Origin of the sequence: Streptomyces sp. NPDC057854 (assembly GCF_042797055.1) — a bacterium.
In the GTDB taxonomy this organism is placed as follows: Bacteria; Actinomycetota; Actinomycetes; order Streptomycetales; family Streptomycetaceae; genus Streptomyces.
Genome location: NZ_JBHVMF010000004.1, coordinates 74,626 through 91,846, shown reverse-complemented (window position 1 = coordinate 91,846; position 17,221 = coordinate 74,626). Strand labels below are relative to the sequence as shown.

The 17,221-nt window shown below is 74.5% G+C and carries 15 protein-coding genes; 12 read left to right on the top strand and 3 right to left on the bottom strand.

Annotation, left to right across the window (positions count from 1 at the left end; genetic code table 11):
- Nucleotides 1–7: 7 nt before the first annotated feature.
- From ACFVQZ_RS08390 to ACFVQZ_RS08375, 4 genes are all read left to right on the top strand, one after another.
- A complete protein-coding gene (locus ACFVQZ_RS08390; RefSeq protein WP_030492188.1) occupies nucleotides 8–556 on the top strand; it encodes a PadR family transcriptional regulator in 549 nt (182 codons plus the stop codon).
- Between the two features lie 63 nt (nucleotides 557–619).
- Nucleotides 620–2,344, top strand: a complete 1,725-nt coding sequence (locus ACFVQZ_RS08385) for an acyl-CoA dehydrogenase family protein (protein WP_383620561.1) — start codon at nucleotides 620–622, stop codon at nucleotides 2,342–2,344.
- A 79-nt stretch (nucleotides 2,345–2,423) separates the two neighbouring features.
- Nucleotides 2,424–4,043 (top strand): serine/threonine-protein kinase, encoded by a 1,620-nt coding sequence (locus tag ACFVQZ_RS08380; RefSeq protein WP_383620559.1) that lies wholly within the window; start codon nucleotides 2,424–2,426, stop codon nucleotides 4,041–4,043.
- Between the two features lie 30 nt (nucleotides 4,044–4,073).
- Entirely contained in the window at nucleotides 4,074–6,098 is a 2,025-nt protein-coding gene (locus ACFVQZ_RS08375; protein ID WP_030492185.1) for a prolyl oligopeptidase family protein, read from the top strand.
- Between the two features lie 19 nt (nucleotides 6,099–6,117).
- Here the strand turns inward: ACFVQZ_RS08375 and ACFVQZ_RS08370 are convergent, their stop codons facing one another.
- Nucleotides 6,118–7,101 carry a hypothetical protein gene (locus tag ACFVQZ_RS08370; RefSeq protein ID WP_030492184.1) on the bottom strand — a complete coding sequence of 328 codons (984 nt, stop codon included), beginning with the start codon at nucleotides 7,099–7,101 and terminating at the stop codon, nucleotides 6,118–6,120.
- A 148-nt stretch (nucleotides 7,102–7,249) separates the two neighbouring features.
- On the opposite strand from ACFVQZ_RS08370, the gene ACFVQZ_RS08365 reads away from it, so the two are divergent.
- Nucleotides 7,250–8,662: an aminopeptidase P family protein gene (locus ACFVQZ_RS08365; protein ID WP_030492183.1), complete on the top strand. Its 1,413-nt coding sequence runs from the start codon at nucleotides 7,250–7,252 to the stop codon at nucleotides 8,660–8,662.
- A 12-nt stretch (nucleotides 8,663–8,674) separates the two neighbouring features.
- On the opposite strand, the gene ACFVQZ_RS08360 is transcribed toward ACFVQZ_RS08365, so the two are convergent.
- Nucleotides 8,675–9,484, bottom strand: a complete 810-nt coding sequence (locus ACFVQZ_RS08360) for an N-formylglutamate amidohydrolase (protein WP_030492182.1) — start codon at nucleotides 9,482–9,484, stop codon at nucleotides 8,675–8,677.
- 137 nt (nucleotides 9,485–9,621) lie between these two features.
- On the opposite strand from ACFVQZ_RS08360, the gene ACFVQZ_RS08355 reads away from it, so the two are divergent.
- The 7 genes from ACFVQZ_RS08355 to ACFVQZ_RS08325 all read left to right on the top strand — a co-directional run bounded on the left by ACFVQZ_RS08355 (nucleotide 9,622) and on the right by ACFVQZ_RS08325 (nucleotide 14,991).
- Nucleotides 9,622–10,539 carry a glutaminase gene (locus ACFVQZ_RS08355; protein ID WP_383620556.1) on the top strand — a complete coding sequence of 306 codons (918 nt, stop codon included), beginning with the start codon at nucleotides 9,622–9,624 and terminating at the stop codon, nucleotides 10,537–10,539.
- A 95-nt stretch (nucleotides 10,540–10,634) separates the two neighbouring features.
- Entirely contained in the window at nucleotides 10,635–10,841 is a 207-nt protein-coding gene (locus ACFVQZ_RS08350) for a cold shock domain-containing protein (protein ID WP_081958859.1), read from the top strand.
- A 78-nt stretch (nucleotides 10,842–10,919) separates the two neighbouring features.
- Nucleotides 10,920–11,492, top strand: a complete 573-nt coding sequence (locus ACFVQZ_RS08345) for a GNAT family N-acetyltransferase (RefSeq protein ID WP_383620553.1) — start codon at nucleotides 10,920–10,922, stop codon at nucleotides 11,490–11,492.
- A 158-nt stretch (nucleotides 11,493–11,650) separates the two neighbouring features.
- Nucleotides 11,651–13,090 carry a rifampin monooxygenase gene (gene rox / locus ACFVQZ_RS08340; protein WP_383620551.1) on the top strand — a complete coding sequence of 480 codons (1,440 nt, stop codon included), beginning with the start codon at nucleotides 11,651–11,653 and terminating at the stop codon, nucleotides 13,088–13,090.
- A gap of 299 nt (nucleotides 13,091–13,389) precedes the next feature.
- Nucleotides 13,390–13,782 carry an STAS domain-containing protein gene (locus ACFVQZ_RS08335; RefSeq protein ID WP_051787311.1) on the top strand — a complete coding sequence of 131 codons (393 nt, stop codon included), beginning with the start codon at nucleotides 13,390–13,392 and terminating at the stop codon, nucleotides 13,780–13,782.
- A 58-nt stretch (nucleotides 13,783–13,840) separates the two neighbouring features.
- Nucleotides 13,841–14,464 (top strand): isochorismatase family protein, encoded by a 624-nt coding sequence (locus tag ACFVQZ_RS08330; protein ID WP_030492176.1) that lies wholly within the window; start codon nucleotides 13,841–13,843, stop codon nucleotides 14,462–14,464.
- Nucleotides 14,461–14,991, top strand: coding sequence for a GNAT family N-acetyltransferase (locus ACFVQZ_RS08325; RefSeq protein WP_383620549.1), 531 nt, complete (start codon nucleotides 14,461–14,463; stop codon nucleotides 14,989–14,991). Before ACFVQZ_RS08330 ends, ACFVQZ_RS08325 begins: the two co-directional genes overlap by 4 nt.
- Before the next feature lie 447 nt (nucleotides 14,992–15,438).
- On the opposite strand, the gene ACFVQZ_RS08320 is transcribed toward ACFVQZ_RS08325, so the two are convergent.
- Nucleotides 15,439–16,680 carry a hypothetical protein gene (locus ACFVQZ_RS08320; protein ID WP_383620547.1) on the bottom strand — a complete coding sequence of 414 codons (1,242 nt, stop codon included), beginning with the start codon at nucleotides 16,678–16,680 and terminating at the stop codon, nucleotides 15,439–15,441.
- Between the last annotated feature and the right edge of the window lie 541 nt (nucleotides 16,681–17,221).

Here is a 17,221-nt window from a genome sequence, read left to right as displayed (position 1 = left end):
TCGGGGCATGGCGCTCGAACACGCGATCCTGGTCTCGCTGCTGGAGAAGCCGGGGTCCGGATACGAACTGGCCCGCCGGTTCGAGCGGTCCATCGGCTACTTCTGGACCGCCACCCACCAGCAGATCTACCGCGTCCTCAAGCGGATGGAGAACGACGGCTGGGTCGCCGCCCGCGACGTCCCCCAGCAGGGGCGGCCGGACAAGAAGGAGTACTCCGTCGCCGACCTCGGGCACGCGGCCCTCAGCTCCTGGCTGCGCGAGCCGATCGAGCCCGAGAGCGTCCGGCACGACCTCGCCGTCAAGATCCGCGGCGCCGCCTTCGACGACCCCGCCGGCCTCGTCCGCGAGGTCGAACGGCACCGGCAGGCCCACACCGACCGCCTCGCCCACTACCTCGCGGGCGAGGCCCGGGACTTCCCGCCGCGCCCCGACGACGGCACCCCGCCCGACGCCGAACGCGAGCTCCAGCACGCCGTGCTCCGCGGCGGCATCGCGTACGAGCGCATGATGATCGGCTGGCTCGACGACGTCCTCGCCACCCTGCGCAGGTTCTGAGCGGCACCCCCGCCCGACCCCGCGCCCACCCTCGTCCACCCCTCGCACCCAAGGCGGTACCCCATGGCCGACGCGCTCCTGTTCAACCCGCGCACCTACGACCCCGCGCACTTCGACCCCGAGACCCGCAGGCTGCTGCGCGCCACGGTCGACTGGTTCGAGGAGCGCGGCAAGCGCCGGATCATCGAGGACTACCGCACCCGCGCCTGGCTCGGCGACTTCCTCGCCTTCGCCGCGAAGGAAGGGCTCTTCGCCACCTTCCTGACGCCCGCGACCGAGGCCGGCGAGGGCCGGGGCGACAAGCGCTGGGACACCGCCCGCATCGCCGCCCTCAACGAGATCCTCGGCTTCTACGGCCTCGACTACTGGTACGCCTGGCAGGTCACCATCCTCGGCCTCGGCCCGGTCTGGCAGAGCGACAACGCCGCCGCCCGCGCCCGCGCCGCCGAACTCCTCGACCAGGGCGAGGTGTTCGCCTTCGGCCTGTCCGAGAAGACGCACGGCGCCGACATCTACTCCACCGACATGCTGCTCACCCCGGACGGCGAGGGCGGCTTCCGCGCCAGCGGCTCCAAGTACTACATCGGCAACGGCAACAAGGCCGGTCTCGTCTCCGTCTTCGGCCGCCGCACCGACGTCGAGGGCCCCGACGGCTACGTCTTCTTCGCCGCCGACAGCCGCCACCCGGCCTACCACCTGGTGAAGAACGTCGTCGACTCCTCCAAGTACGTCAGCGAGTTCCGTCTGGAGGACTACCCCGTCGCCGCCGAGGACGTCCTGCACACCGGCCGCGCCGCCTTCGACGCCGCCCTCAACACCGTCAACGTCGGCAAGTTCAACCTCTGCACCGCGTCCATCGGCATCTGCGAGCACGCGATGTACGAGGCCGTCACCCACGCCCACAACCGGGTCCTCTACGGCCGTCCCGTCACCGCCTTCCCGCACGTGCGCCGCGAACTCACCGACGCCTACGTCCGGCTGGCCGGCATGAAGCTCTTCAGCGACCGCGCCGTCGACTACTTCCGCACCGCCGGACCCGACGACCGCCGCTACCTCCTCTTCAACCCCATGACGAAGATGAAGGTGACCACCGAGGGCGAGAAGGTCATCGACCTCATGTGGGACGTCATCGCCGCCAAGGGCTTCGAGAAGGACAACTACTTCGCCCAGGCGGCCGTCGAGATCCGCGGCCTGCCGAAGCTGGAGGGCACGGTCCACGTCAACCTCGCCCTCATCCTCAAGTTCCTCCGCAACCACCTCCTGGACCCGGTCGACGCGCCCGCCGTCCCCACCCGCCTCGACGCCGCCGACGACGCGTTCCTCTTCCGCCAGGGCCCCGCCCGCGGCCTCGGCTCCGTCCGCTTCCACGACTGGCGGCCCGCGTTCGACGCGTACGACCGCCTCCCGAACGTCGCCCGCTTCCGCGAACAGGCCGACGCCCTCTGCGACTTCGTCCGCACCGCCGCCCCCGACGAGGCCCAGAGCCGCGACCTCGACCTGCTCCTCGCCGTCGGGCAGCTCTTCGCGCTCGTCGTCCACGCCCAGCTCGTCCTGGAGCAGGCCGCCCTCACCGGCCTCGACGACGACGTCCTCGACGAGCTGTTCGCGGTCCTCGTCCGCGACTTCTCCGCCCACGCCGTCGAACTCCACGGCAAGGACTCCGCCACCGAGGCGCAGCAGGCGTGGGCGCTCGGCGCGGTCCGCCGCCCCGTCGCCGACGAGGCCCGCACCGCCCGCGTCTGGGCCCGCGTCGAAGCGCTCTCCGGCGCCTACGAGATGAAGCCCTGACCGCGCCGGTCCGGGCGGCGCCCTCCCCGGCGCCGCCCGGATCCCCGGCTGTCACCCCGGCCCCCTACGATGACCGCTCATGAGCACGAGTGACGACGACGGCAGACCCCTCGTCGACGGACGGTTCCGGCTGGTCTCCCGGCTCGGCAGCGGCGGCATGGGCACCGTGTGGCGGGCCCGCGACATCGCCCTCGACCGGGACGTCGCCCTGAAGGAGGTCCGCCCGCCGGACCCGGCCGCCGAGGACGCCCAGCCCGGCCTGACGGCCCAGCTGAGGGCCCGGGCGATCCGCGAGGCCCGCGCGCTCGCCCGCCTCTCCCACCCGCACGTGGTCACGGTCCACCACATCGTCGAGCCCGCCGACGGCTCCGCCCCGTGGATCGTCATGGAACTCGTCGAGGGGAGCTCCGTCGCCGACCGGCTCGCCGCCGGGCCGCTGCCCGTCCCCGAGGCGATCACCCTCGGCCGGCAGGTCCTCGGTGCCCTGCGCGCCGCCCACGCCGCCGGCATCCAGCACCGCGACGTCAAGCCCGCCAACGTCCTGCTGCGCGCCGAAGGCGGCGCCGTCCTCACCGACTTCGGCATCGCCGCCTTCGACGAGGCCACCTCCCGGCTCACCGCCTCCGGCGACCTCATCGGCTCCGCCGACTTCATCGCCCCCGAGCGGGTCCGCGGCGAGGAGGGCAACCCGGCCTCCGACCTGTGGTCGCTCGGCATGCTGCTGTACGTGGCGACCGAGGGCCACCACCCGCTGCGCCGCGCCACCAGCCTCGCCACCGTCGTCGCCGTCCTCGACGACCCGATCCCGCCGCCGGTCCGGTCCGGCGCCCTCGGGCCCGTCCTCACCCGCCTCCTCGTCCGCGACCCCGCCCTGCGCCCCGACGGCGCCGAGCTCGACCGGCTCCTCGCCGAGGCGGCGGCCGTGCCCGCCGACGCCGTGCCCGCGGGCTTCGGCCCGCCGGCCCCCCTGGCGTACCCGACGCCCCCGCCCCACCCGTACGGCGGGCCCACCCCGCTCCCGCCCGCCTCGGCCCGCGTCCGCGGCCGGCGCGGGCGCCTCGCCCGGCTCGCCGGCGGCCTGGTCCTCGCCGGGGCGCTGGGCGCCCTCGCCCTCACCCAGTTCCTCCCGAAGGACGGCGGCGACGGCGACGGCAAGCAGGCCGGCGCCACCCGCACCCCCGGCAGCACGCCCACCGGCGGCGTCCCGGCCACGGCCCCGGCGACCACGCCGCCGCCGGCCGCCGCCTCCCACCTCACCCCCGCCGGTGTCCGCACCGCCGTCGCCGCCTTCCGGGACGCCACCGGCGTGTCCACCGTCAAGCAGCTCGTCGTCTACGAGGAGTACGCCGTCGCCGAGATCCCCACCAAGCCCGGCGCCCGGACCTACGACCGGTACGTCTACCGGGACGGCCGGGTCAGCCGGCAGGGCGTCGGCGGCACCATCGGCTCCGCCGATCCCGACGCGCAGCCGTTCGACCCGACCCGGATGCCCTGGGACGACCTGCCGGAGCTGGCGCGGCGCGCCGACCGCGAGCTCCAGGTCGAGTCGCCCACCTCCCGCTACCTGATCGCCGAGCGCTGGACCTTCAACAAGGACCGCCCCACCCTCCTCGTCTACCGCACCAACGACTACTCGGCGACCGGCTACCTCGCCGTCGACGCCGACGGGACCGTGGTGCACAAGGAGACCGCCGACTGACCGGCCGGCTCCGGCGGGCGCCGGGGGACAATGGCACGCGTGAACCATGACGACCCGTACCTGTGGCTGGAAGACGTCGACGGCGAGCAGGCCCTCGCCTGGGTGGCCGAGCGGAACGCGGAGACGGAGGCCGAGCTCACCGCCGAGCCCGGCTTCGACGCCTTCGCCGACCGCCTGCGCGAGGTGCTCGACGCCGTCGACCGCATCCCGTACACCACCCGCCGCGGCCCGTACCTCTACAACTTCTGGCAGGACGCCGAGCACGTACGGGGCGTGTGGCGGCGCACCACCCTGGAGCAGTACCGCAAGGACGCCCCCGAGTGGGAGACGCTGCTCGACGTCGACGCGCTCGCCGCGGCCGAGGACGAGAAGTGGGTGTGGGCGGGCGCCCGGGTCCGGCGACCGGACCACGACCGGGCGCTGGTCTGCCTCTCCCGGGACGGCGGCGACGCCACCGTCGTCCGCGAGTTCGACCTGGAGGCGCGCGCCTTCGTCGCCGGCGGCTTCACCGTGCCCGAGGCCAAGACCAGCATCGGCTGGATCGACGCCGACACCGTCTTCGTCGGCACCGACCACGGCCCCGGCTCCCTCACCGACGCCGGCTACCCGCGCACCGTCCGCCGCTGGCGGCGCGGCACCCCGCTCGCCGAGGCCCCCACCGTCTTCGAGGGCGAGGCCGCCGACGTCTCCGCCTGGGCCTGGCACGACGCCACCCCGGGCTACGAGCGGTCCTTCGTCGGCCGCTCCCTCGACTTCTTCCGCAGCGAGACCCACCTCCTCACCGACGGCGACCGGCTGGTGCGGATCGAGGTCCCGGAGGACGCCGAGGTCTACGCCCACCGCCGGCACCTGATCGTCACCCTCAAGTCGCCGTGGCTCGGCCACCCCGCCGGCGCCCTCCTCGCCTTCGGCTTCGACGCCTTCCTGGCCGGCGACCGCACCGCCGAGGTCCTGTTCGCCCCCGACGAGCGGACCGCGCTCGCCGGCCACTCGTGGACCCGGCACCACCTGATCCTGGAGACCATGCGGGACGTCAGCACCCGCATCGAGGTGCTGACCCCGCGCGAGGAGGGCGGCTGGTCGCGCGCCCCGCTCGCCGACGTCCCGCCGCTGTCGGCGGTCTCCGTCACCGACACCGACCCGGACGTCTCCGACGAGTACTTCCTCGACGTCTCCGGCTTCCTCCAGCCGTCCACCCTCACCCGCGGCACCGTCGGCGGCGACACCGAGATCCTGCGGCAGGCCCCGGCCCGCTTCGACACCACGGGACTCTCCGTCGAGCAGGCGTTCGCCGTCTCCGACGACGGTACCCGCGTCCCGTACTTCGTCATCGGCCCCGACCGCTCCGCCGGCGCGGCCCCCGGCCCGACCCTGCTCTACGGCTACGGCGGCTTCGAGGTCTCCCTCACCCCCTCGTACGCGGCCCTCACCGGCCGCGGCTGGCTGGAGACCGGCGGCACGTACGTCATCGCCAACATCCGCGGCGGCGGCGAGTACGGCCCCGGCTGGCACCAGGCCGCGCTCGGCGCCCACCGGCACAAGGCCTTCGAGGACTTCGCGGCCGTCGCACGCGACCTCGTCGCCCGCGGCATCACCACCCCGCAGCGGCTCGGCGCCGCCGGCGGCAGCAACGGCGGCCTCCTCATGGGCGCCATGCTCACCCGCTACCCGGAGCTGTTCGGCGCGATCGTCTGCCAGGTGCCGCTGCTCGACATGGTCCGCTTCCACAAGCTGCTGGCCGGCGCCTCCTGGATCGCCGAGTACGGCGACCCCGACGACGAGGCCGACCTGCCGCACCTGCGCGACCTCTCCCCGTACCACCGGCTCACCGCCGGCGCCCCCTACCCGCCGGTGCTGCTCACCACCTCCACCCGCGACGACCGGGTGCACCCCGGGCACGCGCGGAAGGCGGCGGCGCGGCTGCGCGAGCTGGGCCACCCGGTGCTCTTCCACGAGAACACCGGCGGCGGGCACGCCGGCGCCACCGACAACGCGCAGGCCGCCCGCAACAAGGCCCTGATGTACACCTTCCTGCGCAAGCACCTGGGCTCCTGACCCGGCCCGGCCCGGGGGGTCAGAGCCAGCCGTGCCGCTGCGCCTGGAGCGCCAGCTGGAACCGGCTGGTCGCGCCCAGCCGGGCCATGAGGACCTGGACGCGGCGGAAGAGGGTGCGGCGGCTGACGCCGATCTCCCGGGCGATCACCTCGTCCGCCGCGCCCCCGGCGAGCAGCCACAGCAGCCGCCGGTCGGCCGGCGGCAGCCCGCCCGGGAGCGCGGTGCGGCCGTGGAAGGGCAGCGCGTCCCGCCAGGACTGCTCGAAGAGCGCCACCAGCGCCGAGAACAGCCCGCACGGCTGCACCACCAGCATCGTGGTGAACACGTCGGCCTCCCGGATCGACAGCGACACCAGCGCGTACGCGTCGTCGATGATCACCAGCTTGACCGGCACGGACGGCAGCACCCGGGCCTGCTCGCCCGCCGCGATCACCGGCTCGATCGCCCCCTCCAGATGCCCCGGCTGCTCCAGCGACGCCCGCGAGTAGACCACCCGCTGGGTGACGCCCCGGGCGAGCGTCGCCAGCGCGTCGTCGGTCGCGCCGGGCAGCGGGAAGTACGGCGGCGAGTCCAGCTGCCGGATCTGCTGCCGGGCGCTTGCCCACGCCTGCCGCATCCGCGGCCCGATCGCCTCCCCGGTCACCACCTCCACCAGGTCGTCGCCGTGCGCGGCGAGCCGCTGCCGCCGGAACGCCTCGAAGGCGCCGCCCACCGTGATCCGGGACTCGTCCAGCTCCGCCGCCCGGTGCCGGCCCAGGATCTCCAGGCCCGCCGCCGGCGGCACCGGCGCCACCGGGTCGCCGCGCTCCGCCGCCGCGCTCGCCAGCCCCGCGTCGACCAGCTCCCGGTACGCCTCCTCCAGCGCCGGCCCGTCGAGCCCGGCCGCCGCGCCGATCGCGTCCAGCGGCGCCGGGGCCCGCTCCAGCAGCGCGTCGTACACCCGCGCCGCCGCCTCGCCGAGGCCCAGCAGCCGCAGCGCCTCGCCCAGTCTCGCGTTCGCCATGGCCCCCATTCTCACCGCCCCGAACCCCACCCGTGTCCGATCAGTGCCACTGGCACTCCTGGGCCCCACCGGCCCGCGCGGCGGGCTACGGTCCGTGAGCCGCCGACGACCGGCGGTTCCCCCAGACCTCACGACGAAGGAGCACGACGTGGCGAAGGGTCGCAAGAACGGCCTGTACAACGGCATCTCCGAGGAGCTGTCCGCCCTCATGCGGACCGGCTGGGCCGACACCGAGCGGCACGACCTGACCGAGGCCGAGCAGGCGCCGTACGCCGCCGCCCGCCGCGCCGCGCTGTCCGCCCGCTTCCCCGGCGAGCGCCTGGTCGTCCCGTCCGGCAACCTCAAGGTCCGCTCGAACGACGACACCTACCCCTTCCGTCCGCACTCCGCCTACGTCCACATGACCGGCGACCAGGCCCGCGACTGCGCGCTCGTCCTGGAGCCGCGCGCCGACGGCGGCCACGACGCGCACTGCTACGTGCTGCCGCGCGACGGCCGCGACGACGACACCTTCTGGATCGGCTACACCGCCGAGCTGTGGATGGGCCGCCGCCTCTCCCTCGCCGAGGCCGAGCGGGTCCTCGGACTGCCCTGCCGCGACGTCCGCGGCCTCACCGAACACCTCGCCGCCGGCGCCGGCGTGCCCACCCGGATCGTCCGCGGCGTCGACGCCGCCCTGGAGGCGGCCGTCACCACCGACGAGGAGCGCGACACCGAACTGGCCGACGTCCTCAGCGAACTGCGCCTGGTCAAGGACGCCTGGGAGATCGGCGAGATGCGCAAGGCCGTCGACTCCACCGTCCGCGGCTTCACCGACGCCGTCGCCGACCTGTCGACCGCCGTCGCCACCTCGGAGCGCTGGATCGAGGGCACCTTCTTCCGCCGCGCCCGCCTGGAGGGCAACTCCGTCGGCTACGGCACCATCTGCGCCGCCGGCGCCCACGCCACGATCATGCACTGGACCACCAACGACGGCCCGGTCCGCCCCGGTGACCTGCTGCTCCTCGACGCCGGCGTGGAGACCCGCTCCCTCTACACCGCCGACGTCACCCGCACCCTCCCCGTCAGCGGCACCTTCACCCCCGTCCAGCGGCAGGTGTACGACGCCGTGTACGAGGCCCAGCAGGCCGGCTTCGAGGCCGTGAAGCCCGGCGCCCCCTACCGGGCCTTCCACGAGGCCGCGCAGCGGCACCTGGCGGCCCGGCTGGTCGAGTGGGGCTTCCTCGAGGGCCCGGTGGACCGGGTGTACGAGCTCGGCCTCCAGCGCCGCTTCACCATGGCCGGCACCGGCCACATGCTCGGCCTCGACGTGCACGACTGCGCCACCGCGCGCAACGAGGAGTACGTCGACGGCGTGCTCGTCCCCGGCATGGTCCTCACCGTCGAGCCGGGCCTCTACTTCCAGCCCGACGACCTGACCGTGCCCGAGGAGTGGCGCGGCATCGGCGTCCGCATCGAGGACGACCTGCTGGTCACCGAGGACGGCCACGAGAACCTGTCGGCCGCCCTGCCGCGCACCTCCGCCGAGGTGGAGGAGTGGATGGCCCGCGTCGCCGGCTGACCCGGCGGACGGTCAGGCGCCCCGCGCGGACACCCGGTCGACGAGCACGGCCAGGGCGTCCGCGAGGGCGCCGAGCCCGGGCCCGGCGGCGCCGCCCGGCTCGGCCATGTACACGTCGCGGCGGATCTCCACCATCAGGGCGCTGACCGCCGCGTCCCGCCCGTAGTGCCGCAGCGGCACGTACGTCCCCGCGAACGGGCTGTCGGTCCCCGTGCCGCCGAACCCGGCGAACGCCTCCCGGGCCGCCTCCAGCAGCCACGCCGGGGTGTGGAAGGGGTCGGTGCCGAGGCACACGGGCGGTCGCGGGCCCGCGCCGTGCAGCTCGTACGGCAGGGCCCGCGTCGGGTACGAGTGGACGTCGACGACCACCGCCCGCCCGGTCGCGGCGAGCCGGCCGTCGACGGCCTCGGTGACGGCCCGCGCGTACGGCTCGAAGTACCGCTCGATCAGCGGCCGCCCGTCGAACCCGTCCGGCCGCAGCTCCGCGCCGTGGGTGGTCCGCGTGTACACCGCGCCCATGCCGCTCGCGAGCATCTCCTCCCGCTCGTCCGGGAACCGCTCGGGGTCCACCACCAGCCGGGACAGCCCGTTCACGAACCGCCAGGGCGTCCGGCCGGCCGCCGCGGCGGCCCGGGCGGCGATCTGTGCGGTGTGGGCGTCGGTGATGTGGTCCAGCTCGCGGCCGAGCGCCGCGTCGTCGAGCACGATCCCGCCCCGCACGTCCCCCGGTATCTCCCGCGCCGAGTGCGGCACATGGAGCAGGACGGGCGAGTCGGCGGCCCCCGGGTGGAGCCGGAACGGGGCGGAGGCGGTGTCGGACACGAGTGTTCTCCCTGCTGGAGGCCGAAGACGAGACGAAGGGGCGAGGGGGCGGTCCGCCGATCATGGCAGCCGGCACCGACAGCGCCTCACGGCCGGGCCGCCGCACCGCCTCCCGCCCGGACCGGCACAATACGATCATGATGCAGTCGTTCCTGCCCGTCCTCGAACGCGTCGCCGAGGAGATCGAGGGCCTGGTCGGCCGGGGCCGCCCCGCCGACTACATCCCGGCGCTCGCCGCCGGCGACCCGCACCGCTTCGGGATGGCCGTCGCCGAGCTGGACGGCAGCGTGTACGGCGTGGGGGACTGGCAGCGGCCCTTCTCCACCCAGTCCGTCACCAAGGTCTTCACCCTCGCGCTCGCCCTCGCCAAGGAAGGCGACGAGCTGTGGGAGCACGTCGGCCGCGAACCCTCCGGCAACCCCTTCAACTCCCTCGTCCAGCTGGAGTACGAGCGCGGCATCCCCCGCAACCCCTTCATCAACGCGGGCGCCCTCGTCGTCACCGACCGGCTGCACCGCCTCACCGGCGACGCCTCCGGGGCGCTGCGGGACTTCCTGCGCGCCGAGAGCGGCAACGACGACCTCGACTTCGACCGCGACGTCGCCGCCTCCGAGACCGAGCACGGCGACCGCAACGCGGCCCTCGCCCACTTCATGGCCTCGTACGGCAACATCTCCACCCCCGTGCCGACGCTGCTGCGCGAGTACTTCCGGCAGTGCTCCGTCGAGGCGTCCTGCGCCGACCTCGCCGTCGCCACCGGCTTCCTCGCCCGGCACGGCATCCGCGCCGACGGCAGCCGGCTCCTCACCCGCAGCCAGGCCAAGCAGATCAACGCCGTCATGCTCACCTGCGGCACCTACGACGCCGCCGGCGACTTCGCCTACCGGGTGGGCCTGCCCGGCAAGAGCGGCGTCGGCGGCGGCATCATCGCCGTCGTCCCCGGTCGCTGCACCCTCTGCGTGTGGAGCCCCGGCCTCGACGAGCGGGGCAACTCGGTCGCCGGGGTCGCCGCCCTCGACCGCTTCACCACCATCACCGGCCTCTCCGTCTTCTGACCGCCGCACCGGCCCCCGCCCGGCTGGCGGGGCCGCCCCGTCCGGGGTACAGATCCGGTGGGGGCGCCGTGCGCGCCCGGAGCGAGGAGGTCGCCGTGGACAACCGCACCACCGGATTCGTGCAGTCCTTCAACCGCCGCGCCGGCTACGGGTTCGTGCTGCCCGTCGGCTCCGAGGAACCCGTCTACTTCCGGGCCGAGGACATCGAGGACGGCGTCCGCGCCCTCTCCGAGGGCCAGCAGGTCACCTTCGTCCTGGCCCTCGGCGAAGGACGCTTCGAGGCCCGCGCCCTGCGCGTCTGACCCGGGCGCCCCGTCCCCCGGACGGACCAGTGCCCGCCACCCGGTGCGCGGGCGCAGCGCCCGTGCCAGGGTGGATCCATGACCATCGACGTGCGCCCGGCCTCCGTCTACGACGACGTCCGGGCCGTGATCGGCCCCAAGTCGCCCACGGCCGACGTCTGCTTCTGCCTGAGCTACCGCCTCCCGGCCAAGCTCAACAGGGAGCTGCGCGGCCCGGCCAGGGGCGAGTACGTCGCCGGGCTCTGCGACCGGGAGCCCGCGCCCGGCGTCCTCGCCTACGACGACGGCGAACCGGCCGGCTGGGCCGCCGTCGCCCCGCGCGCGGAGACCGCCTTCGCCCACAGCCGGAAGATCCCGCACGTCGACGACCTGCCGGTCTGGTCGCTGTGGTGCGTCCGGGTCCGCCCCGGCCACCGCAAGCAGGGCCTCAGCCACGCGCTGATCGCCGGCGCCGTGGAGTTCGCCCGCGCCCACGGGGCACCGGCGGTGGAGGCGTACCCGCTGGACAACGGCGACGCCCGCGTGGACATGACGATGGCGTACGCGGGGCTGCGGAAGAACTTCGCACGGGCCGGCTTCGTGAAGGCCGCCGACACCACCTCGGTGCTCGCCGGACACCCCCGGATCCTCATGCGGCTCGACCTGCGGTGACCCCGGGAGCGGCGCGCCGGCCCCCGGACACGACGAAGGCGGGGAACCACCGGTTCCTCGCCCTCCTCAACGTATAGCGCACGGGGGGCCTTGCGGCAAGGCCCCGTACCTGGCGCAGAATCGGCGGCCGTACCGCACCGACAGAGGGGGAAACCCGCATGTTCGACGCCGACGTCCTCGTGATCGGCGCAGGGCCCACCGGGCTCGTGCTCGCCTCCGAGCTGCGCCTCCGGGGCCTGCGGCCGGTCGTCCTGGAGAAGGCGGAGCGCCCGGCCGCGTTCAGCCGGGCGCTCGGCCTGCACGTCCGCAGCATCGAGGTCATGGACCAGCGCGGACTCCTCGACCGCTTCCTCGCCCGCGGGCAGCAGTACCGCGTCGGCGGCTTCTTCGCCGGGCTCGGCACCCGCTGGCCCGACGGCCTGGACACCGCCCACTCCTACGTCCTCGGCATCCCCCAGAACGTCACCGAGGAACTGCTCGCCGAACACGCGAGCGCACTCGGCGTGGAGGTGCGGCGCGGCCGGGAGCTCACCGGGCTCGACCAGGACGCGGACGGCGTGACGGCCGTGCTCGCCGACGGCACCCGGCTGCGGGCCCGCTGGCTCGTCGGCTGCGACGGCGGACGCAGCACCGTGCGCGCCCTGACCGGGATCGGCTTCCCCGGACTGCCCGCCCGGCACGAGACCCTCATCGCCGAGGTGCGCCTCGGGGTCCCGTGGGAGGAGGTCGTGCCCGTGATGACCGAGGTGCGCAGGACGCAGCTGCGGTACGGGGTGATGCCGCTCCGCGACGGCCTGTTCCGGGTCGTCGTACCGGCCGCCGGGCTCTCCGGGGACCGCGCCGCGCCGACGCTCGACGAGCTGAGGGAGCGTCTGATCGCTGTCGGCGGCACCGACTTCGGCGTCCACGAGCCCCGCTGGCTGTCCCGCTTCGGCGACGGCACCCGGCAGGCGGAGCGGTACCGCGAGGGCCGGGTGCTGCTCGCCGGCGACGCCGCCCACATCCACCCGCCGACCGGCGGCCAGGGCCTCAACCTCGGCATCCAGGACGCCTTCAACCTCGGCTGGAAGCTGGCCGGCGAGCTGCGCGGCTGGGCGCCCGAGGGGCTGCTCGACACCTACCACTCCGAACGCCACCCGGTCGCCGCCGCCGTGCTCGACAACACCCGCGCCCAGATGGAGCTGATGTCCGGGGAACCGGGGGCACAGGCGGTGCGCCGGCTGCTCGCGGAGCTGATGGAACTCGACGAGGTCAACCGGCACCTGATCGGGAAGATCACCGCGATCGACCTCCGCTACGACTGCGCGGAGGACGGCGACCCCGACCTGGTCGGCCGCCGGCTCCGCGACGTGCCGCTGAAGGAGGGCCGCCTGTACGAGGCGGCCCGCACCGGGCGCGGCCTGCTCCTCGACCGGACCGGGACGCTGTCCGCGGCCGGCTGGGAGGACCGGGTGGAGCGCGTCACCCCCGCCGGCGACGAGCCCGGCGTCCCGGCGGCGCTGCTCCGGCCGGACGGACACGTCGTCTGGGCCGGCGACGACCCGGCACACCTGCGCGCCCGGCTGGAACGCTGGTTCGGGGCGCCGACCGCGGGGTGAGGGGGCGGCGCGCGCGAACCGGTCGGGGGCGGGCGGGCGGAGGGGGCTGGCGTACGCGTACGCGCGCGGGGGTGGGCGGGCATACGGGCGTACGGATGTGGGGGTGGACGGGCGTACGGAGGCTCCGCCGGCCGTCACCGTCCCTCGTACGCCCGTCCAGGGGGTTCGCGCGTCCGCCCGACGGACCCGTGAACACCCCTTCACCGGATCAGGTGACTGGGGACACGGTGAAACGTCCCTCCCGCCCGCGTTCCGGCCACGCTCGACCTGACACTTGGACCCACCCTGTGGAGCGTCCGATGCAGTTGATCCCCCGCCATGTCCCCCACCTCACCGTCCGCCCCGCCGGCGCCCTGACCGTCGCCGTGCTCAGCGGCGAACTGGACCTCGTCCTCGTCCGCCACCTGCGGCCCGAACTCGACGCCCTCGTCCGCGAGGCCGACGGGCTCGCCGTCGACATCCGCCCGCTCGCGTTCTGCGACGCCACCGGCCTCGGCCTGCTCGCCCACTGCGCGCGGAGCACCCGCGCCCGCGGGGCGCACTGGCAGCTCGTCTGCGACCAGCCGTGGGTCCTCCGCCTGATCCGGCTCACCGGCCTCGAAGAGCTGCTCCGCCCCGAGCCCGCGCTGCGCCCGCTGCCCGCGCCGCCGCTGCTGTCCGGCCCCCGCGCGCGGGCGGAGCACCCCGTCTGACCCGGCGGCGGCCGGAAACCCGTGGAACGGGCGGGCCCGGGCGCGTGATGATGCGGGCATGACCGCGCAGACCCTCCCGCCCGTGGACACGCTCCTCGTCGTCGACGTCCAGTCGGCCTTCGTCACCGGCGCCGGCGCCGTGCCCGACGCCGCCCGCCTCGTCGACCGCACCGCCGCGCTGCTCGCCCGCGCCCGCGCGGCCGGCGCGCTCGTCGTCCACCTCCAGAACGACGGGCCGCCCGGCGCGGACGACGAACCCCACACCCCCGGCTGGGAACTGCACCACCCGGTCGTGCCCGGTCCGGCCGAGACCGTCGTCCGCAAGCCGCACGACGACGGCTTCGCCGGCACCGGGCTCGGCGAGCTGCTGGCCCGGCACGGCAGCCGGGCCCTCGCGGTGTGCGGGGTGATGTCGGAGATGTGCGTCCAGGCCACCGCCCGTACGGCGCTGCACCGCGGCTACCGGGTCGTCGTCCCGTACGACGCGCACGCCACCCAGGACTGCCCGGAAGTCCCGGGCGTCGCCGACGCCGTCCCCGCGGCCGTGGTCTCCCGCGTCGCCGCCTACGCCCTCGGCTCCGACGCCGAGGTCACCGTCCCGGCCGCCGCCGTCGCCTTCACGGCGCCGGCGTCGGGCGCGCCGGAGGTCCCGGCGGGCGTGCTGCGAGGAACGCACGCATGACCACACCTCCCCTGCTCGTCCACCACCGCCGGGCCGGCGAGGCCGACCTGGCCACCCTCGTGCGCCTCCGCGACGACGCGGCCCGTTGGATGCTCTCCCGGGGCGTCACCGGCCAGTGGCGCCCCGGCGAACTGGGCGAGGACCACTTCCGCCGGATCATGGCGCACGGCGAGGTCTGGCTCGCGGAGAGCGGCGGGCGGGTGGCCGGCGCGTGGGAGCTGTGGTGGGACGACGAGGCGGCCTGGGGCCCGCAGCCGCCCGACGCCGGGTACGTCCACCGGCTGATGACGGACCGTGCGGCGCCGCCCGGCACCGGACGGCTGCTGCTGGCCGCGGCCGAGCGCCGCACCGCCGAGGCGGGCCGCACCCGGCTGCGGCTCGACTGCCTGACGGCCAACGCGAAGCTGACCGCCTACTACGAGCGGGCCGGCTACCGCGCCGTCGGCCGGAAGGACGGCAAGCCGCAGCCCGGCGGCCCGCCGAAGTCCTTCACCCTGATGGAGAAACAGCTCCACCCGCCGGCGTAGGTCTTGCCGTAGCGGGCGGCCACGCCGCGCCACCGCATGAGCCAGTTGTCGCACCGTTCGACGGCGTTGCGCTGTTCGCAGGACGCCGGTCGAAGACGGGCGGACGGACGGCCCCCGAGCCGGCCGGCGCGTTCGCGGTTCGCGGTCTGGTCGGCCGGCCGCGGAATCACCGCCCGGATTCCGCGCCGGCGGAGAGGGATCCGGATCGCCCGGGACGCACACGCCTTTCCGCCGGCACCGTCTCCGGTGTGGTCCGAGGCCATGGCCCGGCCCCAGGTGCCGGGCTCGCCGGACTGCCGCGAAGCACACCACACTACTCAGCCGACACCAGGCCCGCGCCGTCCTCGCGGAGGACCAGATCCCGCCATGCCTCGTTCCGGACCGGCGCCGGCGTGGGTCCCTCGCGCGGATGCGAACGCCAGCGGTCGCGGAGGAGGCTGCCCGCGTTCACTCGTCGGAGGACTCCGTTGCCGGCGGGATGTCGCACCGCCAGCAGTCGTTCGCGTGGTCGTCCTGGCAGACGTAGCCGATGGCACCGTCCACGCACCATTCGGCGGCCTCCTCGGACAGCAGGTCGGGCCCGGCAAGGAGCAGCCGGCGAAATTCCTTGGTGTCCGCGATGTCGGCCGGTCGGTTGGTGAACCACTCGTCGAACCAAGGCTCGTCCCGGTGCGTGCGCCAGTGCGCATGCTCCCGGTCGTCGACAGCCGCAAGGAACCGATCGACGATGCGTCCCCAACTCGGTGCTCCGAACCATCCGTTGTCGGACGCGCAGAGGTATTCGATCAGGATTCGCAGGCCGAACTGCTTCTCGCGAAGCCGGTACGTTCGCCCCCAGGCGATCGCGTCCTGTGCCATCTCCGCGAGGTCTTCACGCGGATCGTCCTCGTGCGCCGGGTCGTCAGGGTTGTGGCAGGCCAGCCCGAGCTCGAGCACGGACTGCCCGGTCGGTAGAACCCGGGACGGGTCCACGATCGCGAGACCGAGACCGATCCAGTCGACGTGGTCGAACGACAGCATCGAGCGCACGAGTCGGGTGGTCGCCGTGTTGATCCGCATCATCGTGCCGTCGTGCAGCGGACTCTTCCCGGCATGCCAGTTCTCGACGGGGGTGTTGCGCCACACGGCGAGCGTGATGCGGGTCGCAGCGAGCCACAGCAGGGCGTCGTCGTCGAGGTGCCCGAACCGCTTGGCACATTCCTGGGCGCCGTAGGTGATCAGCTCTTCCGGTTTCGGCCACCTGTGGCTGTCGGGCCCTTCGGGCGCGTACTCGTAGTCGTCGGCGTACTCGTCGAGGATCGCGGTCAGCTCGGCAGCGCTGTAGGCCTCGTCGTACTCGGAGCCGTCCGGCCCCTCGACGGTATACATGTCGTGGTCCCAGGAGACGTACACGTCGCCCCAGAGCACGACGTCATCGCCTTCGCCGGCGTTGTCCGTCGCGACCGGCCTGATGCTGATCGGGGCAGTACGCCCGTCGGTTCGCTCGTCGTCCTTCTCGGCGGCCCATGCGGTGATGACCCCGAGCGGCTTCGGAAGGAGAGGACCGACCTCGGTGATGCTGAACGGCTCGATGTCGCCATCGGTGTCGAACCGGCTGTTGACGAACGCGACCGCCTCGGAGGCCGAGCTGACGATGGACTCGCTACCGCTCTCGTTGTCCACTACCCGCCACAACGTGCTGCTCTTCACGGTGCTCTCCGATCGGTGAGTGCACCCGGGGCGGGTGCGATGCGCCGGGTCGCTCGGCACTGACTCAGATTATGGGCTGATCAATCCGTCCGTAGTTTCGTAGGTGCTTGGGGGGTGCTTGGGGGCGCTTGTGGGCTAGGGCGACGGGCCTCACGGCGAGGGAGTGCACCCAGGCGGCGGCGCGCATCGCTAGGGCACGGCGGTCCGATGTCCAGGACGGTGACCGGCGGCGTACAGGCCCGGGGCACATCAGCGCACACATCAACGCCGGTCCTATGACTGCCGCGTGCGGCTCCGGAAACCCCGACGTCTGCGACGTCGGTTGCTCGGGCTGGGTCGACTGCGTGCCCACCGGCACTGTCCTGAACACCTGGGGCGTTTCCCCGGGAGTCGTCTGACACACGGCGGTGGGGGGGGGGGGGGCCCCCGCGGCCGCCCCGCCCCCCCCCGCGCGGCGGGCCGCGGGGGGGGGGGGCGGGGGGCGGGCGCGCATCGGGGGAGGGGCCGAGGCGGCCCCCCCAGACCGGCCCCCGACCCCGCG

What these genes read in the sequence shown, in the direction of transcription:
- rox (WP_383620551.1), top strand. Translation starts at nt 11,651, where the DNA reads ATGTTCGACGCCGACGTCCTCGTGATCGGCGCAGGGCCCACCGGGCTC.
- ACFVQZ_RS08390 (WP_030492188.1), top strand. Translation starts at nt 8, where the DNA reads ATGGCGCTCGAACACGCGATCCTGGTCTCGCTGCTGGAGAAGCCGGGG.
- ACFVQZ_RS08345 (WP_383620553.1), top strand. Translation starts at nt 10,920, where the DNA reads ATGACCATCGACGTGCGCCCGGCCTCCGTCTACGACGACGTCCGGGCC.
- ACFVQZ_RS08375 (WP_030492185.1), top strand. Translation starts at nt 4,074, where the DNA reads ATGGCACGCGTGAACCATGACGACCCGTACCTGTGGCTGGAAGACGTC.
- ACFVQZ_RS08355 (WP_383620556.1), top strand. Translation starts at nt 9,622, where the DNA reads ATGATGCAGTCGTTCCTGCCCGTCCTCGAACGCGTCGCCGAGGAGATC.
- ACFVQZ_RS08325 (WP_383620549.1), top strand. Translation starts at nt 14,461, where the DNA reads ATGACCACACCTCCCCTGCTCGTCCACCACCGCCGGGCCGGCGAGGCC.
- ACFVQZ_RS08330 (WP_030492176.1), top strand. Translation starts at nt 13,841, where the DNA reads ATGACCGCGCAGACCCTCCCGCCCGTGGACACGCTCCTCGTCGTCGAC.
- ACFVQZ_RS08380 (WP_383620559.1), top strand. Translation starts at nt 2,424, where the DNA reads ATGAGCACGAGTGACGACGACGGCAGACCCCTCGTCGACGGACGGTTC.
- ACFVQZ_RS08370 (WP_030492184.1), bottom strand. Translation starts at nt 7,101, where the DNA reads ATGGCGAACGCGAGACTGGGCGAGGCGCTGCGGCTGCTGGGCCTCGGC.
- ACFVQZ_RS08385 (WP_383620561.1), top strand. Translation starts at nt 620, where the DNA reads ATGGCCGACGCGCTCCTGTTCAACCCGCGCACCTACGACCCCGCGCAC.
- ACFVQZ_RS08335 (WP_051787311.1), top strand. Translation starts at nt 13,390, where the DNA reads ATGCAGTTGATCCCCCGCCATGTCCCCCACCTCACCGTCCGCCCCGCC.